Source organism: Streptomyces sp. S465 (genome assembly GCF_026898115.1).
GTDB classification, from domain to species: Bacteria; Actinomycetota; Actinomycetes; order Streptomycetales; family Streptomycetaceae; genus Streptomyces; species Streptomyces luomodiensis.
In genome coordinates this window covers 5900022-5920909 of record NZ_CP114036.1, presented here as the reverse complement: position 1 = coordinate 5920909, position 20888 = coordinate 5900022, and the positions used below count along the sequence as shown (strand labels likewise).

Below are 20888 nucleotides of genomic sequence, written 5' to 3'. Positions count from 1 at the left end.
GGCCGTCACGACCCCAGGATCGTCGTCAGGAACTCCCCGGTCCATGCCAGCAGCTCCCGCCCCACCAGCGGCTTTCCGCCGATCCTGGCGGTGGCCGGGCGGGGTACCAGGACCTGCTTGGTGGCCGGCTTGATCACCGAGCGCTGGTAGAGGCGCTTGAGGCGCAGCTCCTGGGATTCGCGGAGCTCCACCGGGGAGAAGCGGATGTTGGAGCCCTGGAGGGTGATGTCGGTGACGCCGCAGGCGCGGGCCAGCAGCCGCAGACCGGCGACCAGGAGGAGGTTCTCGACCGGTTCGGGGAGCTTGCCGTAGCGGTCGGTGAGCTCCTCGCGGACGGCGCGGATGTCGTCCTCGCTGGCAGCGGAGGCGATGGCCCGGTACGCCTGGAGGCGCAGGCGCTCGCCGGGGGCGTAGTCGTGCGGGACGTGCGCGTCGACCGGAAGCTCGATCTTGACCTCCAGCGGCGCCTCCGCGACCTCGCCCTCGCCCGCCTCGATCGCCGCCCGGTAGTCGGCGACCGCCTCGCCGACCATCCGCACGTACAGGTCGAAGCCCACGCCCGCGATATGGCCGGACTGCTCGCCGCCGAGCAGATTGCCCGCGCCACGGATCTCCAGGTCCTTCATCGCCACGTACATGCCCGCGCCCATCTCGGTGTGCTGGGCGATGGTGGCCAGCCGCTCGTGGGCGGTCTCGGTGAGCGGCTTCTCGGGCGGGTAGAGGAAGTAGGCGTAACCGCGCTCGCGGCCGCGGCCGACCCGGCCGCGCAGCTGGTGCAGCTGGGAGAGGCCGAAGTTGTCGCCGCGCTCGACGATCAGGGTGTTGGCGTTGGAGATGTCGATCCCGGACTCGACGATGGTGGTGGAGACCAGGACGTCGAACTTCTTCTCCCAGAAGTCGACCACCACCTGCTCCAGGGCGCTCTCCGACATCTGGCCGTGGGCGGTGGCGATCCGCGCCTCGGGGACGATCTCGCGCAGCCGGGCGGCCGCCCGGTCGATGGACTCCACCCGGTTGTGGATGTAGAAGACCTGGCCCTCGCGGAGCAGCTCACGCCGGATCGCCGCGCCGATCTGCTTCTGCTCGTACGGGCCGACGAAGGTCAGCACCGGGTGGCGCTCCTCCGGCGGGGTGGTGATCGTGGACATCTCACGGATGCCGGTGACCGCCATCTCCAGGGTGCGCGGGATGGGCGTGGCGGACATGGTCAGCACGTCCACGTTGGCGCGGAGCTTCTTCAGCTGCTCCTTGTGCTCGACGCCGAAGCGCTGCTCCTCGTCGACGATGACCAGGCCCAGGTCCTTGAACTTGGTTTCGGAGGAGAAGAGCCGGTGGGTGCCGATGACGATGTCGACCGTGCCGTCCTTCAACCCCTCCAGCACCGCCTTGGCCTCGGTGTCGGTCTGGAAGCGGGAGAGCGCCCGGACGTTGACGGGGAACTGGCCGTACCGCTCGCTGAAGGTGCCGAAGTGCTGCTGCACCAGCAGGGTCGTGGGCACCAGCACCGCGACCTGCTTACCGTCCTGGACCGCCTTGAAGGCGGCGCGGACGGCGATCTCGGTCTTGCCGTAGCCGACGTCGCCGCAGATCAGCCGGTCCATCGGAACCGTCTTCTCCATGTCCTCCTTGACCTCGGCGATGGTGGTGAGCTGATCGGGCGTCTCCGCGTACGGGAAGGCGTCCTCCAGCTCCCGCTGCCAGGGGGTGTCCGCGCCGAAGGCGTGGCCGGGCGCCGCCATCCGGGCCGAGTAGAGCTTGATCAGGTCGGCGGCGATCTCCTTGACGGCCTTCTTGGCGCGCGCCTTGGTCTTGGTCCAGTCGGCCCCGCCGAGCCGGTGCAGGGTCGGCGCCTCCCCGCCCACGTACTTGGTGATCTGCTCCAGCTGGTCGGTCGGGATGTAGAGCCGGTCGCCGGGCTGGCCGCGCTTGGCCGGGGCGTACTCGACCACCAGATACTCGCGGGTGGCGCCCTGGACGGTGCGCTGCACCATCTCGATGTAGCGCCCCACGCCGTGCTGCTCGTGGACGATGAAGTCGCCGGCCTCGAGGGTGAGCGGGTCGATGGTCTTGCGGCGGCGCGCGGGCATCCGCGCCCCGTCCTTGCCCGCGGCCTTCTGCCCGGACAGATCCGTCTCCGTCAGCACGGCCAGCTTCAGGCCCGGGTCGACGAAGCCGTAGTCGATCGAACCGCAGGCCACATGCACCACGGACGGCTTGATCTCGGTGAGGTCGCCGTCCAGCCGGGCCGCGATCCCCTCGCCGCCGAGCACCTCGACGGTGCGGGAGGCGGGGCCGTGGCCCTCGGTCACATAGACGGTGCGCCAGCCGTCGGCGAGCCAGCCCTTGGTGTCGGCCAGCGCCCGCGCGGTGTCGCCGCGGTAGCTCTCGGTGGCGTGCATGCCGAGCTTGACGGTGTCGGCGTCCAGCTCCTCATCGGCCGCGAAGGGGCTCACCGACCACCACATCATGCCCAGCTCACGGGCGTGGTCGCGGACGTCCGCGATGCTCCACAGCGAGGCCGCGCCGACGTCGATCGGGGCCTCACCGCCCCCGGCGGTGGCCGCCCAGGACGCCTGGAGGAACTCCTGGCTGGTGGCCACCAGGTCCGCCGCCCGGGTGCGCACCCGCTCCGGGTCGGCCACGACCGTCATGCTGCCCGCCGGGAGGACGTCCAGCAGCAGCTCCATGTCGTCCACCAGCACGGGGGCCAGGGACTCCATGCCCTCGACCGCGATCCCCTCGGCGATCTTGCCGAGCAGCTCGCCCAGCTCCGGATGGGCCTCGGCCAGGGCCGCGGCCCGCTCCCGCACCTCCTCGGTCAGCAGCAGCTCCCGGCAGGGCGGGGCCCACAGCCCGTGCTCGGCGACCTCCAGGGAACGCTGGTCGGCGACCTTGAAGTAGCGGATCTCCTCGACGTCGTCGCCCCAGAACTCGATCCGGAGCGGATGCTCCTCGGTCGGCGGGAAGACGTCCAGGATGCCGCCGCGCACGGCGAACTCGCCGCGCTTCTCGACCAGCTCTACCCGGGCGTACGCGGCGGCCGCGAGCCCGTCCACGACCTCCTCCAGATCGGCGGTCTGCCCGGCCCGCAGACTCACCGGCTCCAGGTCTCCCAGCCCCTTGACCTGCGGCTGAAGCACGGACCGCACGGGCGCGACGACGACCGAGACGGGACCGGCCGCCGGGTCGTCCGCGCTGGGGTGGGCCAGCCGCCGCAGCACCGCCAGCCGCCGTCCGACGGTGTCCGAACGCGGGGAGAGCCGCTCATGCGGCAGCGTCTCCCACGACGGGTACTCCACCACCGCGTTTTCGAGTCCCGGCGGCATCAGCGACCGCAGCGCGGCCGCCAGATCCTCCGCCTCCCGGCCGGTGGCGGTCACCGCGAGCACGGGACGGCCCGCGGAGCGGGCCAGCGCGGCGATGGCGAACGGCCGGGCGGCGGGCGGCCCGACCAGATCGACGTGGTGACGATTGCCGTCGGCGGCACCGCGCACCGCCTCGGCGAGCGCGGGGTCCCGTACGACGGCGTCGAGCAGACCGGTGAGGCTCATAAAGGGGTATTCCATCCCGGAGGCGGACAACGCGAACGACCCGACACGTCTCACGGGCCGGGGGTCTTCCAGAGTACGGCCACCCACCGACAGCCCGCGCCGGGCACAGTCTCCGCCGGAGCGGCCGACTCCACCCCCTTTCGGGTGACGACGAACGCGGATCATGGCGGAGCAGGGGGTTTCGAAGTAATTTCAAAGTCATGGCAACCGAGAACACCGCCGTGAACTTCTCCGAGCTGGTGAACAAGAACAAGCAGACACTTGCCCGGCTCAAAGAATCGCCACGGCTGCTCCTGCGCCGAAGAGACGGCGAGGATCTGGTCCTCACCACAGCGGCACGGGCCGAACAGGACCAGACCGTGGTCTCGGCCGCCACCCGGATGCTCACCGCGATGGCACACCGGGAGCCCGGCAGCATGGAGCTGCTCCTGGACATACTGCCGGACGCGTTCCCCTGGGTCCGCTTCCTACCTGAGGCCGACCTCCACGCCTTTGCCGTCGAACTGGTCGACACCATGCGGGCCGCCGACTCGGTCGGTAACAGCGCGTCCGTGGCACAGATGCTCATCGCGTGGCAGCACACCGCCGAGATCTATTCCGACCCGGAGCTGCTGGCCGCGCTGACCAGGGACCACGGCGAGGACTACGGACCGGCACCGGACCCGCGGGACATCGCATGACCGCGGGCCGCGGAGACCGGGCCGCACCACCAGCACCGGAAGATCACTGGGAGGTCCGTTTCGCGGACGCGGCCTCGGCCAAGGGCTGGGAGAGCCTCGCTCAGCAGGCGCGCGAGAACACCTACCGCGCTTGGGTCATCATGCGCACAGACCCGAACCCAGTGGCCGAGACAGCGAGGCACCATCGATTGAAGGGCAGCCTGGCGCACGGCACGCACCGGGGGCAGACCTGCGAACAATGGCAGATAGAGGTGACCGGCGGGGGGCGCATCTGGTATCTCGTGGACACCGCGTTTCCTCCATGGGCGACCACGACCTACCTGCCGGCTGCGTGAGGCGGCGGGGTTGGGCGATGGGTGGTGTGTTCGGCCGCGGCGCCGTTTCGCGCCTTCGGCGCGATTGAGCAGCGGCGGCGGGGGTTGGGGGGCGCGGCGCCGCCGCCGTGCGCCGGGCCCGTGGATGCGGGCGCCGGTGGCGGCGTCCGTTCTCGGGGGCAAGGGCCGGTGCCGGACTGCCGGGTCGGTGGGGGGTGGGGTACCCCTCTGGAAACTGATTGACAAATTAGTTGCGTCAGATCAAGCACTTTTTTGGGGGGGTACCGGGAGGGGCTCCACCCGTAGTCCGGAGGGCTCCCCGGCCGCCGAGCCCGGAAGCCGCCACCGGCCCGCACCCCCAGCGGCCCGGCGGACGGCGACGGCGCCGCGCCCCCTGCCCCCTGCCCCGCTGCTCAATGGCGCCGAAGGCGCGAGACGGCGCCGCACCCGACCGAGCCGAACAGCCCCGGCTCATGGGTACGCCGTACGTCTCACGGCTCGCCGGGGATCACGCCCTTACGGAGGGCGTCCCCGGCAGATCCGCCCGCCGCCCTCACGCGGCCTCGGCCCGCGCGAAGGTGGCACCGGCCCCCGGGTCGAGCCACACCAGCCGCGCGAAGATCCCCTTACGGCGGCCGTAGTGCCACAGCGCCCGCTCCGGCGACCCGAGGGACATCGCCACGGTGCCGCCCACCCCGATCACGTATGCGGTGCCGTCGTCGTACGCCATGCCCCATGCGGCGACATGGCCGTCCGCGTACTCCGTTCCCCGGTCGTATTCCTGGACCACGGCGAACAGGCGGGGCGCGGTGTCGAGTACGAGTGCGCGCACCTCGTTGTCGAATGCGCCGAAATCGAACGGCGTTGAGCTGGGGTCTTGGGGGGCTACGGTGGCCACGGAAGTCTCCCGTCAGGAGGAGGAGTTGGGCAGGGTGGCAGATCACCTACGGGGCAACACCCTGACCGATCAGGTGAGTTACACCGTACGGTCCGCGTTGGACTACAGTCCATCACCTGGGTTCTTCCTAGCCCAACACCCCTCGATCGGGTGATATCCGGGGCATGCCCAAGCAAGGAGAGACGAACAATGGCCCGGCTCAAACTCCCGCCCACCGTGCGGCAGCGACGCCTCGGCACCGAATTGCGCCGCCTCCGTGAGGGCGTGGAACTGTCCGCGACACAAGCCGGTGAGCTGTTCGGCGCCACCCAATCGCGCATCAGCAACATCGAGGCAGGCGGCTACGCGGTAAGCGCCGATCGGGTGCGCGCCCTGGCCCGGCTTTACGAATGCACTGACGAGGAGCTGATCGAGGCGCTCACGGGCATGACCGGTGGGCGGACCCGAGGGTGGTGGGAGGAGTACCGCGAGATGCTCCCCGCAAGCATGCTCGACTTGGCCGAACTTGAGCACCACGCCACGTACATGCGGATCGTGTCCGTGTTCCACATGCCCGGGGTGCTGCAGACCACAGAACACGCTCGAGCACTCATCAGTGACGCCTTGCCCGCGCTGGCACTGCATGAGGTGGAGCACCGTGTGTCGTTCCGAGTCAAGCGCCAGGCGGTGCTCTACGGAGAGCGGCCGACCCCGCTGACGGCCATCGTCCATGAGGCCGCTCTGCGCATGGGCTTCGGCGGGTCAGCGGTGGCCCGCGCCCAGCTCGAATACCTGATCAAGATGAGCGAGCGGGAGAACATCACCGTGAAGGTGGTCCCTTTCGGTGGGGGAATCTTTCCCATGTCCGGGCAGGGCATCATCTACCTCGGCGCAGAGGTCCCACGACTCGACACCGTCCAGCTCGATTCGGACCACGGCTCCGAGTTCCTGGACGCCCAGCCGCAACTGGCCCGGTACCGGAACGTACTGGATCGCATGGAAACCTGCGCCCTCAAGCCCGCCGAGTCACGCGACATGATCCGCCGCATCGCACGGGACATCTGAACCAAGGAAGGAACGCGCGTGTCCGTTGAGAACTGGCGAAAGTCGTCCTACAGCCCGAACGCGGGGAACTGCGTATACGTCGCCACCGGCGACAACCACACCGTACGGCTGCGCGAGAGCGACGAGCCGGAGGTCGTCCTCGCCACCACCCCCGTCACGTTCGGCGGCTTCATACGCGCCGTCAAGGCCGGCGCGTTCGATCGCCTCACCGCCGGCTAAGAGCATCGCCCCCGGTCCCGGTGCGCTCCCCCGTGAGCGCACCGGGACCGGGGGCGTACCGCGTACCGCGTACCGCACAGCGCAGCGTCACGCCGCGCGGCGGATTTCCTTGATCTTGAGCATCCGGGTGATGACCTTGTCGAGCTCGTCGTCCTGGAAGACCTTCTTCCAGTCGTCCCGCACGATCGACTCCCGGCCGTAGTCCATCGCGATCAGGCACGCGTCGGAGAACGGGTTGTCGCCCTTGAGGGTGTTGGCGAGGGCGACCTGGGTGTGGCCCAGGAGCATCGCGCGGGCGGCGGACTCCGGGACGCCCACCGTGTGGACGGTCTCGTGCAGGGCCTCGGTCAGCAGCGCGCCGACCATGCAGGCGATGGTCTCGACGAGGGTGGGCTCCAGCACGGCCAGCTGCTTGACGGTCACCCAGTGGACGTCCACGACCGGCGCGTACATCGTGCGGATCACGGTCTCGGTCAGCTCGCGCGCCGCCGCGTCCTCGGACTCGAACGCCGCGACGACCTCCTGCGGCGCGGCGATGCCGCCGAAGGTGTCGGCCCACTCCTCCTTGGTGGTGCGCTCCAGGAAGACCGACGGGTGGCAGGGGTGCGCACAGGCGTTGGCGACGTCGTCGCGCCGGGCGAGCAGGCCCGCGTAGGCGGCGGCCGGGTCCAGGGTGAGGACGACCGAGCCGGGCTTCATGACCGGGACCAGCGCCTCGGACACCGCGCCGAGGACGCGGTCGGGGACGGCGAGGATGACCACGTCGGCCTCGGCCGCCGCCTTGGCGGAGTCGATGACCTCGCGGCCCAGCTCGGCGAGGACTTCCTGGCCCTTGGGTGAGTTCTCGCTGAACAGGACGCGGAAGTCGCTCTTCTCCAGGTTCGCCGAGACGCGCAGGCCCATCTTTCCTGCGGCGCCGATAACGGCGACGGTCGTGGTCTCTGTGGCGGGGGTGGCCATCAGGTGCTCCTCATCAGCTTGTTCAGGGTGCGGACACTGTGCTGTGTCCACTGGTCTTCGAGCCGGGCGGTCTCCTCGAAGCCGCCCTGCCACGGGAGCCAGTGCTCCACGATCTGGTTGACGCCCTTCTCCTCCGGGCGGACCGCCGCGATCATGCGGTCGTAGTCGAGCAGCCCCTCGCCGAGCGGGCAGCCGGCGAAGGTGAAGCCGACCCAGCCGTCCCGGCGGGTGAAGGCGAAGTCCTTGACGTGGACGTTGACCACGTACGGGGCGGTGCGGTCGATGACGTCGGCCGGCCGCTCCAGGCGGGCCACGCTGTTGCCCGGGTCCAGGCAGACGCCCAGGTGCGGGCTGTCGACGGCGGTGACCACGGCCAGCAGGTCGTCGGTCGAGACCTGTTCGTAGGTCTCCAGGCCGAGGGTGACCCCCCGTTCGGCGTAGCCGGGCACCGCCTCGCGCAGCAGCTCGACCGCCTCGGGGACGGTCGGCCGGTGGTCGTTCGTGTTCAGCATGGAGCGCACGAAGGTCGCGCCCAGCTTCTCCGCCAGCTCCAGGTACGTCCGCAGGTGGCCGGGGCGGACGCCACGGGTGCCCAGCTCCAGCCGGATGCCGAGGGAGTCGGCGGTGGTCCGCACCTGGGCGAGCCGCTCGTCGGAGAAGGTCTCGATCAGCGGGTAGTCGCAGATCTGGAAGAGGCCGACGCCCAGGTCATGGGTGCGCCGGAGCATGTCCTCCACCGTCAGCGGCCGGGGTGGCTTTGCGGAGATCTGCCAGAAGAAGGCGTAGGTGCTCAGTCCGAGGGCCATCTCACGCCACCCCCGCCACGGTCGTCCCGTGCAGGGCCGTCCCGTGCAGGGCCGCCGCCTCGTCCAGGATCGTCTCGAACGCGCCCGGGTCATGGGCGAAGCGGCCCAGGAAGAGCCCGCCGACCTCGGGGCCGAGCCGGGTGAGCAGGCCCGGTCCGGCGCTGCCGCCGTAGACGACCCGGCTGCCCGCGAGCTCCGGCCGCTCCGCCAGCCGGGTGCTCAGGGCGGTGCACACGGCGCGGATGTGCTCGGGCGAGGCGGGCTCGGGGGCGCCGATGGCCCACTGCGGCTCGTACGCGACGATCAGCGGGCCGAGCAGCCCGGCCCGGCCGGCCACGGCGAGGGCGGACTCGACCTCGGCGGCGCAGCGTTCGGCCGCCCGGCCGGCGTCGGTGCGCTCCGGCTCGCCGACGCACAGCACGGGGGTGAGGCCGTGGCGCAGCGCGGCGGCGGTCTTGGCCGCGACGACCGTCTCGTCCTCGTGGAAGAGGCGGCGCCGCTCGGCGTGGCCCACCTCGGCGTAGCCGCAGCCGATCTCCTTGAGCTGGGCGCCGCTCACCTCGCCGGTGAGCGCACCGGGCTCCTCGGCACTCAGGTCCTGGGCGCCGATCCGGACCCCGGTCCCGGCGAGCAGCCCGGCGGCCGGGACCAGCGTCGGGAAGGAGGGCAGGACGAACGTCTCCACGAGGCCGCCGGTGACGGCCGGGTGCCGTTCCGCGATGGCCGCGATACGACGGCACCAGTTGAGCGTCTGGTGGTGCCCGAAGTACATCTTCAGACTGACGCCGATGGTGACGGCGGGGCCGGAAGGGGCTGGGGCTGACATCAGGCGGCCGTGCCCTCGTCTTCGTAGGCGCACATCAGCTCGACCTTGGCGGCCGAGGCCGAGGAGGTGTCGAAGCGGTAGGTGAGCCACTCCTTGGCGAGGCGGCGGGCCAGCTCCAGGCCCACGACGCGCTGGCCGAAGGTGAGCACCTGGGCGTTGTTGCTGAGGATGGCGCGTTCGACGGAGAAGCTGTCGTGGGCGGTGACCGCCCGGATGCCCTTGACCTTGTTGGCGGCGATGGCGACGCCGAGTCCGGTGCCGCACACCAGCAGCGCCCGGTCGGCCTCGCCCTTGGCCACCAGTTCGGCGGCGGCGATCGCGATCTTCGGGTAGGCGGTGTGCCCGTCGGCGTCCACGCCCACGTCGGTGACGGACGCCACGAGCTCGCTGGCCTCCAGGTCCTTCTTCAGAACCTCCTTGTAGTCGTACCCGGCGTCATCGGATCCGACGACGATGCGGAGCTTGTCGTTCATCTCAGCCTTTCTTGGCGGTGGAGTCGGCGGCGGGGGTGGCGTGGGCGAGGGCGCCGTGCACAGCGCGGACGATCAGGGCGAGGGACACCGCACCCGCGTCCGGGGTGCCCAGGGACTTCTCGGCGTGCGGCCGGGCGCGGCCCAGCCGGGGCAGGAGTTCGGCGGTGGCCTTGGCGGCGGCGTCGGCGGCGGTGGCCGCGGTGTCCCAGGCGGCGGTCAGCGGCGCCCCCTGGCCGACGGCCTCGCTCAGCGCGTCGGCGAACGGCACCAGGGCGTCGACCATCGTCTTGTCGCCGGTCTCCGCCTTGCCGAGCCGCATCACCCCGTCGGCGGCGGCGTCCACGCCGACGCTGACGGCGTGCGCGTCGGGCCGTTCGGTGTCGCCGAGGGCCGTGCCGAGCGCCCGCAGGATGACCCCCCACAGCGCCCCGGAGGTGCCGCCGGCCCGGTCGGCCCAGGCGTCGGCGGCGTGGTGCAGCAGGGTGCCGGCGCCCGCGCCCCGCTCCAGGGCCTGGCGGGCGGCCGTGCGCGCGGCCTCGGAGCCGCGCCGCATGCCGATGCCGTGGTCGCCGTCGCCGGCGACGGCGTCGATGCGGCCGAGTTCCTCGGCGTGCGCCCGGATGGTCGTCTCGATGGCCTCCAGCGCCGCCAGGGCGGTGCGGGCCGCGGCGCGGGAGGGCTCGCTCGCCTCGGGGACGGCGGTCTCCTCGGCGAGGTCCGCGTCCGCGAGCGGCTCGGCGGTGGTGACGGCCGGGGCGACCGTGCCCTTGCGGTAGGCGGGGGCGTCGGCCGGGGCCGTCCACAGCGGCTCCAGCTCATCGGTGAGCCAGAAGAGGGTGAGCGAGACGCCCGCCATGTCGAAGCTGGTGACCAGCTCGCCCACCTCGGGGTCGACGGTTTCCACGCCCGCCTCGGCGAGCAGCCGGGCCACCTGGCGGTAGACGACGAACAGCTCCTCGTACTTGACCGAGCCCAGACCGTTGAGGATCACGCCCGCGCGCTGTCCGCGCGGGCTGTCCACGCCCTCCGGCAGTTCGCCGAGCAGGGTGGAGACGAGCAGTTCGGCGGCCTCGTCGGCGCTGGGCACCGGGCGCTCGGCGAGCCCCGGCTCACCGTGGATGCCCAGGCCCACCGCCATCCGGCCGTCGGGGACGGTGAACAGCGGGGCGTCCGCGCCGGGCAGGGTGCAGCCGGAGAAGGCGATGCCGAACGAACGGGTCCGGGCGTTGGCCAGCTCGGCGAGGCGGACCACCTCGGCCAGGGGCAGCCCCGCCTCGGCGGCCGCGGCGGCGGTCTTGAACACCGCGAGATCGCCCGCGACCCCGCGCCGCTTCTCCGACTCCCCGGCGGCGGCGCTGGAGACGTCGTCGGTCACGGCGAGCGTCGCGCAGGGAATGCCCTCGGCGGTGAGGCGCTCCGCGGCCTGGCCGAAGTGCAGCACATCGCCCGCGTAGTTGCCGAACGCCAGCAGCACCCCGCCGCCGGCCTGCGCCGCCTTGGCCACCTGGGCCACCTGCTGGGCCGAGGGCGAGGCGAAGACGTTGCCGACCGCGGCACCGTGCGCCAGGCCCGGCCCCACCAGGCCGGAGAAGGCCGGGTAGTGGCCCGAACCGCCGCCGACGACCACGGCCACCTGGCCGGGGGCGGTGGCGGCGGCGCGGGCGACACCGCCGGGGACGCGCCGGACCAGGCGCCGGTGGGCGGCGACGAAGCCTTCCAGGGCCTCGTCCGCGAAGGCGGCTGGGTTGTTGAAGAGTCGTGTCATGGCTGGCGGTCTCCCGGGGCTGCGGGGTGTTCGGTGCGCGGGGGGCGGTGCGTCGCAGGCGCTCTGCGCTGGAGCTGGAGCTGGGGCTGGAGCTGGGGCTGGGGCGTCGCGCGGGGGGGGGGGGGGGGGGGGGGGAGGCTGGGGTCGCGGGCGAGGGGTCAGTGCCCGGCGGTGATCAGCTCCTGTTCGGGGGCGGGGGCCGTGGGCCCGCGGCGGGCGGCGAGGCAGACCATCAGGACGGCGGACAGGACCATGAAGCCGCCGACGAGGAAGAGCGGCAGGTAGTAGGAGCCGCTGAGGTCGTGCAGCCAGCCGGTGATGTAGCCGGCGGCGAAGCCCGCGACGTTCCCGGCCGTGTTGATCAGGGCGATACCGGCGGCCGCGGCGCCTCCCGTGAGGAACCGGGAGGGCAGCGACCAGAAGGCGGGCAGCGCCGCGAAGATCGAGCAGGCGGTGACGGTGATCACCGCGACGGTCGCGGTCGGCGAGCCCATGGACAGGGCCAGCGGGATGCTCACGCCGCCGACCACCGCGGGTCCGGCCACGTGCCAGGCACGTACCCCGTGCCGGGTGGCGTGCCGGGACCAGAAGAACAGGACGATCGCGGCGGGCAGATAGGGGATGGCGGTGATCAGCCCCTTGTCCATCACGCTGAAGTGGGTCCCGAACTCGTCCTCGAAACCGCTGATGATGGTGGGCAGGAAGAACGCCAGGGCGTACAGGCCGTAGATGAAGCCGAAGTAGATGAGGGACAGCACCCACACCCGGCCGCTGGCGAACGCCGCCTTGATCCCCTCGCGCCCGCCGTGGCCGGCCGTCTTCTCGTCGTTCTCCCGCGCCAGCTCGCCGGTCAGCCAGTCCTTCTCCGCGGCGGTGAGCCACGTGGCGTCGGCCGGGCGGTCGATCAGGTAGAACCAGGCGATGACGCCGAGCAGGATCGCGGGCACCGAGACGCCGAGGAACATGAAGCGCCAGCCCTCGAGGCCGAGGAACGCGCCGTGCTGGTTGATCAGCAGTCCGGCCAGCGGCGCCCCGATCACCGTGGTGAGCGGCTGGGCCAGGTAGAACAGCGCCAGGATCCGGGTGCGGTGGCGGGCCGGCACCCACTGGCTGAGGAAGAGGATCGCGCCGGGGAAGAACCCGGCCTCGGCGACACCCAGCAGGAAGCGCAGCCCATACAGCTGCTCGGTGGAGTTCACCCAGGTGAAAGCAAGAGAAACGATTCCCCAGGTGACCATGATCCGGGCCAGCCAGCGGCGGGCACCGAACCGGTGCAGCGCCATGTTGCTGGGCACTTCCAGCAGGATGTAGCCGATGAAGAAGACGCCCGAGGCCAGCCCGAACTGAGCCGCGCTGAGCCCCAGGTCCTCGCCCATGCCATTGGGCTCCGCGAAGGAGACGGCGGTCCGGTCGAGGAAGTTCACGAAGAACATCAGGGCGACGAACGGGACGAGACGGACCGCGACCTTCTTGATCGCCGATCTCTCGACGTCCGTCGCGACCGGGGTGACGGCAGGGGTGCCCATGGCGGCTCCTCACTGGGCGGGACAGCGTTGTCCGGTGGAGTGCGCCTCACGCTAGTCACTCATCGAAAATTGGTCACCAATTAACCAAAGTGATGAGCGTCGCTTTTATCGCAGGCCAAAGGCCTCTTGACAGAACCCCGCCAAACGCTTAGTCAGTGGCCGGGGACTTCCCCGCCCGCCAGGGGTGATGTACTGGTGTGTCCAGCCCGACCGCTAAGGGGAACGCCACGTGAGCGCTGAGTCCGAGCAGCCGAACTTCACCGCCCTGCTGCGCCCCGTCGTCCGCGAGTCGTCGGTGAGCGAGGTGGCCAAGCGGCTGCTGGACCACCTCTCCGAAGGCCACCTCCAGCCCGGCACCCGGCTCCCCGCGGAGCGCCAGCTCGCCGAGGCGCTGAACGTGGCCCGCTCCAGCGTCCGCGGCGCGCTGTCCGCCCTCGACGTCCTGGGCATCATCGAGATCCGCCCCGGCTCCGGCTCCTACGTCCGGGCCGGCACCTCGGAGTTCCTGCCCCGCGCCATCAACTGGGGCCTGATGCTCGGCCAGCGCCGCACCCACGACCTGGTCGAGGTGCGCACCTTCATGGAGGGCATGTCCGCCCGCCTCGCCGCCGAGCGCGCCGAACCCGCGGACACAGCACGCCTCGAAGCCCATCTGGAGCACATGCGCGAGGCCGGCAGCGACGTCAACGCGTTCATCGACGCCGACATAGCCTTCCACCTGGAAACGGCGACCATCGCCCGCAACTCCGTACTCAGCGACATCCTGCACAGCATCCGCTCACTCCTCCAGGTCTGGATGGAGCGCGCAGGAGACATCGAGGGCACGGTGGCCGGCACCCTCAAGGAACACGCCGCGATCCTCCAGGCCATCCGCGACCACGACCCCGAGGCCGCCGAGCGGGCCATGGCAGACCACATGCACTGCGCGAGCGAGCGACTGTGGTCCTCGCTGAGCGCGGAGGAGCGAGACGAGGCCAAGGGGGCCTAGGGCACCACGGCGGCGGAGTGAAGGAGAGCGGCGGCGCCTTCACCTTCGTCACGGCTGGGGAAACACTGACCTATTACCTGTGGTAGCCAGTAGTCTGCGCTGGGTGAATGAACCTTCCCGTCTGCCGACCCCCTTCCGTCTCATCGTCACGGGAGGAGGTACCGGCGGCCACACCTACCCCGCGCTCACCGCGGTCCGCAGCTTGCAGGCCCGGCTGGCGGCCGACGGCCGCGCGCTCGATGTCCTCTGGATCGGCACGCCCGACGGTCTGGAGGCCCGCGTCGCGCCCGCCGAGGGCATCGCCTTCACAACGGTCGCGACGGGCAAGATCCGCCGGTCGGCGAACCCGCTCAAGATGGTGTCCCCGGCGAACGTCAAGGACATGGCGCGGGTGCCGCTCGGGGTCGCCCAGGCTCGCAAGATCGTGTCGGACTTCCGGCCGAACGTCGTGCTGGCGACCGGCGGGTACGTCGCCGTCCCGGCCGGACTGGCGGCACGGATGTGCAAGCGTCCGCTCGTGCTGCACGAGCAGACCGTACGGCTCGGGCTGGCCAACCGGAAGTTGGCCGGCTCGGCGGCGCGCATCGCCGTGTCGTCGGAGTCGACGTTGCCGCTCCTCCCGGAGGCCGTACGGTCCGCGGCCGTCGTCACCGGGAACCCGGTCCGCCCGGAAGTGCTGACCGGCCATGCGGAGAAGGCCGTCACCACGCTCGGGCTGACCGGCTTCGACCGGCGGCTCCCGACGCTGTACGTGACCGGCGGCGCGCAGGGCGCCCAGCAGATCAATGGCGTCATCGCGGACGCGCTCCCGTGGCTTCTGGAGCGCGCGAACGTCGTGCACCAGTGCGGACCGGCGAACGTCGATGCGCTCCGTGCGACCGCGGCCGGCCTCCCGCCGCAACTCGCCGGCCGGTACTACCTCACCGGGTTCATCGGCCCGGAACTCCCCGACGTCCTGGCCCTCGCTGACGTCGTGGTCTCCCGCAGCGGCGCCGGCACCCTCGCAGAACTCACCGCCCTCGGGAAGCCGGCCGTGTTCGTACCGCTCGCGTCCTCGGCGGGGAACGAGCAGGCGCACAATGCCCGGCACCTCGAGGAGGCGGGCGCCGCCGTCGCGTTGGAGGGAGAGGTCACTGCGGCCCGGCTGCAGAAGGCCCTCGGGCCGCTGCTGACCGACCCGGCGCGGCGTGCGGGGATGGCGGAGGCTGCTCGGGCGCACGGACGGCCGGACGCGGCGGACAGGCTCGTGGACGTGCTCCTGTCCGTCGCGTCCGGCGGCTGATCCGGTCAGGGCCCGGTCATGTCCGTCTGGTCGCCATCTGCGCGTGTGCCGGGCGGCCGACCCACTTGCGTGCCGGCCGAGTGGACTCTACGGCCGGGCCGCTGAGTTCGCCGAGGATGAGCGCGGCGAGCGGTGAGCGGCAGTGGTTCCCCAGGCACACCGTCAGCAGCCGCCGCGGCCGGACGGTCATCGGCCGCCCCCCGGCGGTGAGGACGGCCCGGAGCTCGTCGGCGACGCGCCCGGTGTCCGTCTCCGTGAGGTGCTGGTGGAACGGGAGAGTCAGGATCTCGCGGCCCAGGCGCTCGGTGAGCGGCAGCGGCCGGTGCCACGGGGCGAAGGCCGGTTGCGTGTGGTCCGGCATGGCGGACCACACGCACTGCGCGAGCGAGCGACTGTGGTCCTCGCTCAGCGCGGAGGAGCGAGACGAGGCCAAGGGGGCCTAGGGGGCGAGCGAGCCCGGGGAGCCGGGCGGGCTTGCCTCGTCCGGCCGCTCACAACAGGCGGGCGCACCTGCCATGTGGCCACACTGATGCACATGGCAGAGCGAGAACGGCGCCCGTCGCCCACCAAGACGAGCCCCCGGCCGCGGCCGCCCAGGCCGGAGGAGGCCGCCCGGCACGCGTGCGAACAGCTCGCCTCACTGATCGTCCATGAGCCCGAGGGTGTCTGCGGTGTGACCCGCAATGAGGACGGCTGGGTCGTCAGCGTGGACGTCCTGGAGGTCGCCCGGATCCCCGACACCACCAGCCTGCTGGCCACCTACGAGGTGCACATCGACCAGCGGGGCGAACTCCAGGAGTACCGGAGGGTCCGCCGCTACCGGCGCGGCGCGGCCGACGACTGCTGAGCCGACGTCGAGCCGATGCTCAGCCGACCGCTCAGCCGACTGCTGAGCCGACCGCTGAGCCGACGCCGAGACGACTGCCGAAAGGACGCCCCGACATGCCCGCTGGCACGTACACCGAAGAAGTCGTCTGCATTCAGCGGACCGGCACCCTCTACGACGCCCTGGAACTCATCCTCGACCGCGGCATGGTGATCGACGTCTTCATCCGGGTCTCCCTCGTGGGCATCGAGATCCTGAAGATTGACGCCCGCATCGTGGTCGCCAGCGTGGACACCTACCTCCGCTTCGCCGAAGCCTGCAACCGCCTGGACCTCGAATTCGACCGCAGCAAAACCGTTCCCGAACTGCTGGGCGGCATGTCGGGCGGCGGGAGCCCGGCCGGGGGGATGGCCACCGGCCTCGCCAAGAAGAAGGCCAAGAAGGCGGTGGGCGGCGTCGGGGAGAAGGTCAAAAGGGCCGTCGGGGTCGATGACGAGGGCGAGAGCGAGGACGAGGAAGCCGAGGAGCGAGAGAGCCGTCCCCGGCGGCGCACCGCCACCACCGCCCGCACCCGCCGCCGTTCCGAGGAGGACTGAGCCATGACCGCGCCCCGGAGCGTGTACGTCTACGGCGTCGTCCGCGCCGACCACCCGGTGCCGCCCGGCCGCACCGGGGTCGGCGAGCGGCCCGCCCCGGTCCGTACCCTCCGGGCCGGTGCGCTGGCGGCGGTGATCAGCGACGCTCCCGCCCGGCTGCGCGCCAAGCGGCGCGACCTCCTCGCCCACCAGGACCTGGCCCTGGCGCTGGGGAGGGACGGGCCGGTGCTGCCGATGCGCTTCGGGATGGTCGCGCCTGACGAGGAGTCGGTGCGGCGGCAGTTGCTGTCCTCGCGGAACGACTGCCTGGCCGCGCTCGAACGCGTCGACGGGCGGGTCGAGATGAACCTCAAGGCGCTGCCCACCGAAACCGATCTGGGCTCGCTGGTACGGGAGGACCCCGAGGTGAGCCGGTTGCGCACGGCCGCGCGCAGGGCTCCTGGCTACGAGGCCAGCGTGCGGCTCGGCGAGGCCGTGGCGCGCGGGCTGCGGCGCAGAGCGGCGGCCGCCGCGGCCGCGGTGCTCGCGGAACTGTCCACCGTGGCGGAGGCCAAGGCGTACGGCCCGGAGGTCGAGGGCTGCGTGCTCAACGTCTCCTTCCTGCTGGACCGGCGCGCGGAACGGCGGTTCCACGGCGCGGTGGAGCGCTTGGCGGCCGGCCACCGCGACCGGGTCGAGCTGCGGCTCACCGGACCGCTGCCCTGCTACAGCTTCGCGGAAGGCCGGGCCTGACATGGGCGTGCTCAGTCAGGTCGTGCTCTTCCCGCTGGCGCCGGTGCGGGGGGTGGTGTGGGTCGCGGAGCGCGTCAGGGACGTCGCGGAGGAGGAGCTGTGCCATCCGTCGGTGGTACGCGCCCGGCTCGCCGCGCTGAACGAGGCCCTGGAGTCGGGGGCGATCGGCCCCGAGGAGTTCGACCGGGAGGAGGACCGGCTGCTGGACCTGCTGGAACGCTCGGAACCAGAAGTCCGCGGAGGAACGACAAGGGTGAGACGCCGTGACTGAACGCGACCTGGTCCAGCCCCCTCCCCCCATCACCGGCCCGCGCTCCTGCGACCTCGCCGAGGTACTGGAACGCGTACTGGACAAGGGCATCGTGATCGCCGGGGACATCAAGATCGACCTGCTGGACATCGAACTGCTCACCATCCGGCTGCGGTTGTTCGTCTCCTCCGTGGACACCGCCCGCAGGGCCGGCATCGACTGGTGGGAAACCGATCCCGCCCTCTCCTCGCGCGCCGCCCGCGACGCCCTCGCCCAGGAGAACGCCCAGCTGCGCGAACGCCTCCACACGCTGGAGTCGCGCATGGACTCCGATGAGCGATGCGCGATCGGCGCCGCGGCCGCCGAGAAGGGCGGCGACGCATGACCCCGCCCGAACCCCCCGCTCTCGTCTACGCCTTCGCTGTCTGCCGCGGCGGCGACCTCACCGGCACCGCGTTGGACGCGTTGGACCCGTTGGCGAAACTCCCCGGACTCCCCGGGGCCGGCACCGGCGCCCCCGTCCGTACGCTCGCGGCAGGCCCGCTCACCGCCGTGGTCCAGGACGTACCGGCGGCCGGGTTCGGCGAGGCGGCGCTGCGGCAGCGGCTGGCCGACCGCGATGAGCTGGAGCGCTGTGCCCGCGCCCACCACGCGGTGATCACGGCGGCGGCGGCGCTCGCGCCCACCGTTCCGCTGCCGCTGGCCACGCTCTACCTCGACGACGGCCGGGTCCGCGAGGCGCTGGGCGAGCGGCAGACGTCCTTCCTGAGCGCGCTCGACCGGATCGCGGGCCGGGCCGAATGGGGCGTCAAGGTCTACGCCCCCACGGGACCGCCACCCGGCCCGAAGACCGCTTCCGAGGCCGCTTCGGAGACCTCTTCGGAGACCGCTTCGGCGGGCGGCCCCGGCAGCGGCCGGGCCTACCTGGACCGCGTCCGCACCCGGCAACGGAACCGCGAACAGCGCCACACCCTGGCGCTGCGGGCCGCCGAGCGGGTGGACACCGTCGTCCGGGGTCTCGCCGTGGCCGCGCGCCGACTGCGCCCGCACGGCGCCGAGGTGACGGGGGCCCACCGTACCCATGTACTGAACGCGGCCTACCTCCTCGACCTGGGCCGGGAGCGCGAACTGCACGCCGCTCTCGCGTCGTTGCGCCGCGACGAGACGGACGTCCAGATCGAGCTCTCCGGCCCGTGGGCGCCCTATTCCTTCGCCGACGGAGGAATCGCCGACGGAGGGACGGCCCCATGACCAGGGCAGCCTGGGACGCCGCTCCGGCGAAGGCGCGGTGGGAATCGACCCCCGCCGCCACCGCCCGCGAAGAGGCCCCCGACTGGGGAACCACCCCCGCCGAGGCCCTCGGACCGCTCGGCGTCCCCCTCGTGGACCTCCTGGACCGGGTGCTGGCCACCGGTGTCGTCATCACCGGCGATCTGGTCATCGCGATCGCCGAGGTCCCTCTCGTCCGCCTCTCCCTGCACGCCCTCCTCTCCTCGGTCAACGAACGGGTCCAGGCCCCGTGGACCGACAGCGGCCCGCTATGACCGAGCCGTCCCCCTCCCGCGTCTCCCCCGCCTCCCGCGTCTCCCGCATGGACATCGACCGTGACGCGGTCGGCCGTGACCTCGTGGCCCTCGTCCTGACGGTCGTCGAACTCCTCCGTCAGCTGATGGAACGCCAGGCCATCCGCCGTATCGACGCGGGCGGCCTCACCGACGACCAGATCGAGCGCATCGGCACCACGCTGATGCTGCTCGACCAGCGCATGACGGAGCTGTGCGACCAGCACGGCCTGACGCCGGAGGACCTCAACCTGGACCTCGGCCCCCTGGGCACCCTGCTCCCCCGCGACTGAGGCCGGGTCGGCCGCACCGGTCAGCCGTCGAGGGCTTCCGCCATGCGGTCGAGGTCGGCGAGGAGGGCGGCCAGGCGCCGTGGCGAGAGGGCGTCGATCATCGTGGTCTCGATGGCGTAGACGGCGGACCGGGCCGCGTCGAGGCGTTCGCGGCCCTGGGCGGTGAGGTGCGCGGGCAGGGCCCGGCCGTGGTCGGTGGTGGCGGGCCGGGAGATGAGGTCCGCGTCCTGGAGGCCACGCAGGACGACGTTCATGGACTGCCGGGTGACGAACGTGGAGCGGGCCAGCTCGGCGTTGGACAGGCCGGGCCGCTGGTCGAGGAGTTCCAGGCAGGAGTACTGCGGCACCGTCAGACCATGCTCGCGCAGCGCCTTGTCCATGGCGCCGCGCAGCGCCGCGGCGGCGCGTTTGAGGCGGTATCCCACGTGTTCGGTGACGTCCTCGGCGGGGTGCGGCAAGGGCACGGACTTCCGGCTTTCCATGTCAGGATTTTGACATAGGCAGGGGTCATGCGTACAGTCCGGCAATGTCAAAGTCCTGACACTAGGGAGGACCCGTACATGACCACCACCGCGCCCACCACCATCGACGGCCCCGACTTCATCGCCCTCCAGGTACGCGACGTCGAGGCGGCGGCCGCCTTCTGCGAAACCCACCTCGGACTGCGGCGGGCACCGGCCTCGCCGCCCGGTGCGGTGGTGTTCGCCACCGAACCGATCCCGTTCGCCGTCCGCGAGCCGCTGCCGGGTGTGGATCTCGACGCCATCGCGCGGCCCGGCCTCGGGGTGGCCCTGTGGTTCCGCACCACGGACGCCCAGGCGCTGCACGACCGGCTCGCCGCCGCCGGGGTGCCCATCGTCAGCCCGCCCCAGGACAGCCCCTTCGGCCGCACGTTCACCTTCACCGGCCCCGAGGGCTACGCCCTCACCGTGCACGGAGGCTGATCGTGACCACCGTCGTCCTCACCCCGTCCGGCCCCTTCTCGCTCGCGGCGAGCGTGCGCTTCCTGGAGGACTTCACCCCGGCGAGCTACCAGGGCGAGGCGGACGGCGTGCTCCGCCTGGCCTTCCCCGCCGACGACGGCCACTCGACGGTGGCCGTCGCGGTGCGGCAGGAGGAGACGGCAGGGGGAGCGGCGGGCAGGGTCCGGGCCGAGTTCACCGTGCACCCCGGCCCCGGCCCCGGCCCCCTGGGCGACTCCCTGACGGGCCCGGGGCCCGGCGGGGCCGACGGGGCCGGCGGGCCCGGCTGGTCCGGCAGGACCGGCACGTTCGGCGGGCCCGGCGGGCCCGGCGGC

25 protein-coding genes are annotated in these 20888 nt (G+C 72.0%); 15 read left to right on the top strand and 10 right to left on the bottom strand.

Annotation, left to right across the window (positions count from 1 at the left end):
- Positions 1 to 5: 5 nt before the first annotated feature.
- Complete coding sequence (gene mfd, locus N6H00_RS25025) at positions 6 to 3551, bottom strand: transcription-repair coupling factor (RefSeq protein WP_268974074.1); 3546 nt, start codon at positions 3549 to 3551, stop codon at positions 6 to 8.
- Positions 3552 to 3751: 200 nt separating this feature from the next.
- Between mfd and N6H00_RS25020 the strand changes: the two genes are divergently transcribed.
- Positions 3752 to 4231 carry a hypothetical protein gene (locus N6H00_RS25020; RefSeq protein WP_268974073.1) on the top strand — a complete coding sequence of 160 codons (480 nt, stop codon included), beginning with the start codon at positions 3752 to 3754 and terminating at the stop codon, positions 4229 to 4231.
- Positions 4228 to 4566, top strand: a complete 339-nt coding sequence (locus tag N6H00_RS25015; RefSeq protein ID WP_268974072.1) for a hypothetical protein — start codon at positions 4228 to 4230, stop codon at positions 4564 to 4566. The genes N6H00_RS25020 and N6H00_RS25015 overlap by 4 nt, the downstream gene beginning before the upstream one ends.
- A gap of 532 nt (positions 4567 to 5098) precedes the next feature.
- Here the strand turns inward: N6H00_RS25015 and N6H00_RS25010 are convergent.
- Positions 5099 to 5443, bottom strand: a complete 345-nt coding sequence (locus tag N6H00_RS25010; protein WP_268974071.1) for a hypothetical protein — start codon at positions 5441 to 5443, stop codon at positions 5099 to 5101.
- 189 nt (positions 5444 to 5632) lie between these two features.
- On the opposite strand from N6H00_RS25010, the gene N6H00_RS25005 reads away from it, so the two are divergent.
- Together N6H00_RS25005 and N6H00_RS25000 are read left to right on the top strand one after the other, a co-directional pair.
- Entirely contained in the window at positions 5633 to 6487 is an 855-nt protein-coding gene (locus N6H00_RS25005) for a helix-turn-helix domain-containing protein (RefSeq protein ID WP_268974070.1), read from the top strand.
- 18 nt (positions 6488 to 6505) lie between these two features.
- A complete protein-coding gene (locus N6H00_RS25000; protein WP_268974069.1) occupies positions 6506 to 6706 on the top strand; it encodes a DUF397 domain-containing protein in 201 nt (66 codons plus the stop codon).
- An 87-nt stretch (positions 6707 to 6793) separates the two neighbouring features.
- Here N6H00_RS25000 and N6H00_RS24995 read toward each other — a convergent pair whose 3' ends face one another.
- The 6 genes from N6H00_RS24995 to N6H00_RS24970 form a co-directional block, all read right to left on the bottom strand.
- Positions 6794 to 7666 (bottom strand): phosphogluconate dehydrogenase C-terminal domain-containing protein, encoded by an 873-nt coding sequence (locus N6H00_RS24995; protein WP_268974068.1) that lies wholly within the window; start codon positions 7664 to 7666, stop codon positions 6794 to 6796.
- Positions 7666 to 8472 (bottom strand): sugar phosphate isomerase/epimerase family protein, encoded by an 807-nt coding sequence (locus N6H00_RS24990; RefSeq protein WP_268974067.1) that lies wholly within the window; start codon positions 8470 to 8472, stop codon positions 7666 to 7668. The genes N6H00_RS24995 and N6H00_RS24990 overlap by 1 nt, the downstream gene beginning before the upstream one ends.
- A gap of 1 nt (position 8473) precedes the next feature.
- Positions 8474 to 9298 (bottom strand): triose-phosphate isomerase family protein, encoded by an 825-nt coding sequence (locus N6H00_RS24985; RefSeq protein ID WP_268974066.1) that lies wholly within the window; start codon positions 9296 to 9298, stop codon positions 8474 to 8476.
- Complete coding sequence (locus N6H00_RS24980; protein ID WP_268974065.1) at positions 9298 to 9771, bottom strand: ribose-5-phosphate isomerase; 474 nt, start codon at positions 9769 to 9771, stop codon at positions 9298 to 9300. Before N6H00_RS24980 ends, N6H00_RS24985 begins: the two co-directional genes overlap by 1 nt.
- Position 9772: 1 nt before the next feature.
- The gene (locus N6H00_RS24975) at positions 9773 to 11536 is read right to left on the bottom strand and encodes a dihydroxyacetone kinase family protein (RefSeq protein WP_268974064.1); all 1764 of its coding nucleotides are present in this window, start codon (positions 11534 to 11536) and stop codon (positions 9773 to 9775) included.
- Positions 11537 to 11694: 158 nt separating this feature from the next.
- A complete protein-coding gene (locus N6H00_RS24970; protein WP_268974063.1) occupies positions 11695 to 13062 on the bottom strand; it encodes an MFS transporter in 1368 nt (455 codons plus the stop codon).
- Positions 13063 to 13291: 229 nt separating this feature from the next.
- Between N6H00_RS24970 and N6H00_RS24965 the strand changes: the two genes are divergently transcribed.
- Positions 13292 to 14050, top strand: coding sequence for a FadR/GntR family transcriptional regulator (locus N6H00_RS24965; protein WP_268974062.1), 759 nt, complete (start codon positions 13292 to 13294; stop codon positions 14048 to 14050).
- Positions 14051 to 14153: 103 nt separating this feature from the next.
- Positions 14154 to 15332: a UDP-N-acetylglucosamine--N-acetylmuramyl-(pentapeptide) pyrophosphoryl-undecaprenol N-acetylglucosamine transferase gene (locus N6H00_RS24960; RefSeq protein ID WP_268974061.1), complete on the top strand. Its 1179-nt coding sequence runs from the start codon at positions 14154 to 14156 to the stop codon at positions 15330 to 15332.
- 16 nt (positions 15333 to 15348) lie between these two features.
- On the opposite strand, the gene N6H00_RS24955 is transcribed toward N6H00_RS24960, so the two are convergent.
- Positions 15349 to 15693 (bottom strand): hypothetical protein, encoded by a 345-nt coding sequence (locus N6H00_RS24955; protein ID WP_268974060.1) that lies wholly within the window; start codon positions 15691 to 15693, stop codon positions 15349 to 15351.
- Between the two features lie 174 nt (positions 15694 to 15867).
- Here N6H00_RS24955 and gvpO point away from each other — a divergent pair, with 174 nt between their 5' ends.
- The 8 genes from gvpO to N6H00_RS24915 all read left to right on the top strand — a co-directional run bounded on the left by gvpO (position 15868) and on the right by N6H00_RS24915 (position 19591).
- Positions 15868 to 16179 (top strand): gas vesicle protein GvpO, encoded by a 312-nt coding sequence (gvpO, locus tag N6H00_RS24950; RefSeq protein WP_268974059.1) that lies wholly within the window; start codon positions 15868 to 15870, stop codon positions 16177 to 16179.
- Positions 16180 to 16274: 95 nt separating this feature from the next.
- Entirely contained in the window at positions 16275 to 16754 is a 480-nt protein-coding gene (gene gvpJ, locus N6H00_RS24945; RefSeq protein ID WP_268974058.1) for a gas vesicle protein GvpJ, read from the top strand.
- Positions 16755 to 16757: 3 nt separating this feature from the next.
- Complete coding sequence (locus tag N6H00_RS24940) at positions 16758 to 17486, top strand: GvpL/GvpF family gas vesicle protein (RefSeq protein WP_268974057.1); 729 nt, start codon at positions 16758 to 16760, stop codon at positions 17484 to 17486.
- Between the two features lies 1 nt (position 17487).
- On the top strand, positions 17488 to 17757 hold the full coding sequence (locus N6H00_RS24935) for a gas vesicle protein GvpG (protein WP_268974056.1): 270 nt from the start codon (positions 17488 to 17490) through the stop codon (positions 17755 to 17757).
- The gene (locus N6H00_RS24930) at positions 17750 to 18121 is read left to right on the top strand and encodes a gas vesicle protein (RefSeq protein WP_268974055.1); all 372 of its coding nucleotides are present in this window, start codon (positions 17750 to 17752) and stop codon (positions 18119 to 18121) included. Before N6H00_RS24935 ends, N6H00_RS24930 begins: the two co-directional genes overlap by 8 nt.
- A complete protein-coding gene (locus N6H00_RS24925; protein WP_268974054.1) occupies positions 18118 to 18987 on the top strand; it encodes a GvpL/GvpF family gas vesicle protein in 870 nt (289 codons plus the stop codon). Before N6H00_RS24930 ends, N6H00_RS24925 begins: the two co-directional genes overlap by 4 nt.
- Entirely contained in the window at positions 18984 to 19280 is a 297-nt protein-coding gene (locus N6H00_RS24920; protein WP_268974053.1) for a gas vesicle protein, read from the top strand. The genes N6H00_RS24925 and N6H00_RS24920 overlap by 4 nt, the downstream gene beginning before the upstream one ends.
- A complete protein-coding gene (locus N6H00_RS24915) occupies positions 19277 to 19591 on the top strand; it encodes a gas vesicle protein K (RefSeq protein WP_268974052.1) in 315 nt (104 codons plus the stop codon). The genes N6H00_RS24920 and N6H00_RS24915 overlap by 4 nt, the downstream gene beginning before the upstream one ends.
- A 20-nt stretch (positions 19592 to 19611) precedes the next feature.
- On the opposite strand, the gene N6H00_RS24910 is transcribed toward N6H00_RS24915, so the two are convergent.
- A complete protein-coding gene (locus N6H00_RS24910; RefSeq protein WP_268974051.1) occupies positions 19612 to 20073 on the bottom strand; it encodes a MarR family winged helix-turn-helix transcriptional regulator in 462 nt (153 codons plus the stop codon).
- Positions 20074 to 20151: 78 nt separating this feature from the next.
- Between N6H00_RS24910 and N6H00_RS24905 the strand changes: the two genes are divergently transcribed.
- Complete coding sequence (locus tag N6H00_RS24905; protein WP_268974050.1) at positions 20152 to 20535, top strand: VOC family protein; 384 nt, start codon at positions 20152 to 20154, stop codon at positions 20533 to 20535.
- Positions 20536 to 20888 lie beyond the last annotated feature (353 nt).

Bases quoted from the DNA above. Each gene is read 5' to 3' on its own strand.
- N6H00_RS24975 (WP_268974064.1), bottom strand. From the start codon at position 11,536: ATGACACGACTCTTCAACAACCCAGCCGCCTTCGCGGACGAGGCCCTG.
- N6H00_RS24905 (WP_268974050.1), top strand. From the start codon at position 20,152: ATGACCACCACCGCGCCCACCACCATCGACGGCCCCGACTTCATCGCC.
- N6H00_RS24925 (WP_268974054.1), top strand. From the start codon at position 18,118: ATGACCCCGCCCGAACCCCCCGCTCTCGTCTACGCCTTCGCTGTCTGC.
- N6H00_RS24910 (WP_268974051.1), bottom strand. From the start codon at position 20,073: ATGGAAAGCCGGAAGTCCGTGCCCTTGCCGCACCCCGCCGAGGACGTC.
- N6H00_RS24935 (WP_268974056.1), top strand. From the start codon at position 17,488: ATGGGCGTGCTCAGTCAGGTCGTGCTCTTCCCGCTGGCGCCGGTGCGG.
- gvpO (WP_268974059.1), top strand. From the start codon at position 15,868: ATGGCAGAGCGAGAACGGCGCCCGTCGCCCACCAAGACGAGCCCCCGG.
- N6H00_RS25005 (WP_268974070.1), top strand. From the start codon at position 5,633: ATGGCCCGGCTCAAACTCCCGCCCACCGTGCGGCAGCGACGCCTCGGC.
- N6H00_RS25015 (WP_268974072.1), top strand. From the start codon at position 4,228: ATGACCGCGGGCCGCGGAGACCGGGCCGCACCACCAGCACCGGAAGAT.
- N6H00_RS24955 (WP_268974060.1), bottom strand. From the start codon at position 15,693: ATGCCGGACCACACGCAACCGGCCTTCGCCCCGTGGCACCGGCCGCTG.
- mfd (WP_268974074.1), bottom strand. From the start codon at position 3,551: ATGAGCCTCACCGGTCTGCTCGACGCCGTCGTACGGGACCCCGCGCTC.
- N6H00_RS25020 (WP_268974073.1), top strand. From the start codon at position 3,752: ATGGCAACCGAGAACACCGCCGTGAACTTCTCCGAGCTGGTGAACAAG.
- N6H00_RS24920 (WP_268974053.1), top strand. From the start codon at position 18,984: ATGACCAGGGCAGCCTGGGACGCCGCTCCGGCGAAGGCGCGGTGGGAA.
- gvpJ (WP_268974058.1), top strand. From the start codon at position 16,275: ATGCCCGCTGGCACGTACACCGAAGAAGTCGTCTGCATTCAGCGGACC.
- N6H00_RS24940 (WP_268974057.1), top strand. From the start codon at position 16,758: ATGACCGCGCCCCGGAGCGTGTACGTCTACGGCGTCGTCCGCGCCGAC.
- N6H00_RS24915 (WP_268974052.1), top strand. From the start codon at position 19,277: ATGACCGAGCCGTCCCCCTCCCGCGTCTCCCCCGCCTCCCGCGTCTCC.
- N6H00_RS24995 (WP_268974068.1), bottom strand. From the start codon at position 7,666: ATGGCCACCCCCGCCACAGAGACCACGACCGTCGCCGTTATCGGCGCC.
- N6H00_RS24980 (WP_268974065.1), bottom strand. From the start codon at position 9,771: ATGAACGACAAGCTCCGCATCGTCGTCGGATCCGATGACGCCGGGTAC.
- N6H00_RS24970 (WP_268974063.1), bottom strand. From the start codon at position 13,062: ATGGGCACCCCTGCCGTCACCCCGGTCGCGACGGACGTCGAGAGATCG.
- N6H00_RS24985 (WP_268974066.1), bottom strand. From the start codon at position 9,298: ATGTCAGCCCCAGCCCCTTCCGGCCCCGCCGTCACCATCGGCGTCAGT.
- N6H00_RS24990 (WP_268974067.1), bottom strand. From the start codon at position 8,472: ATGGCCCTCGGACTGAGCACCTACGCCTTCTTCTGGCAGATCTCCGCA.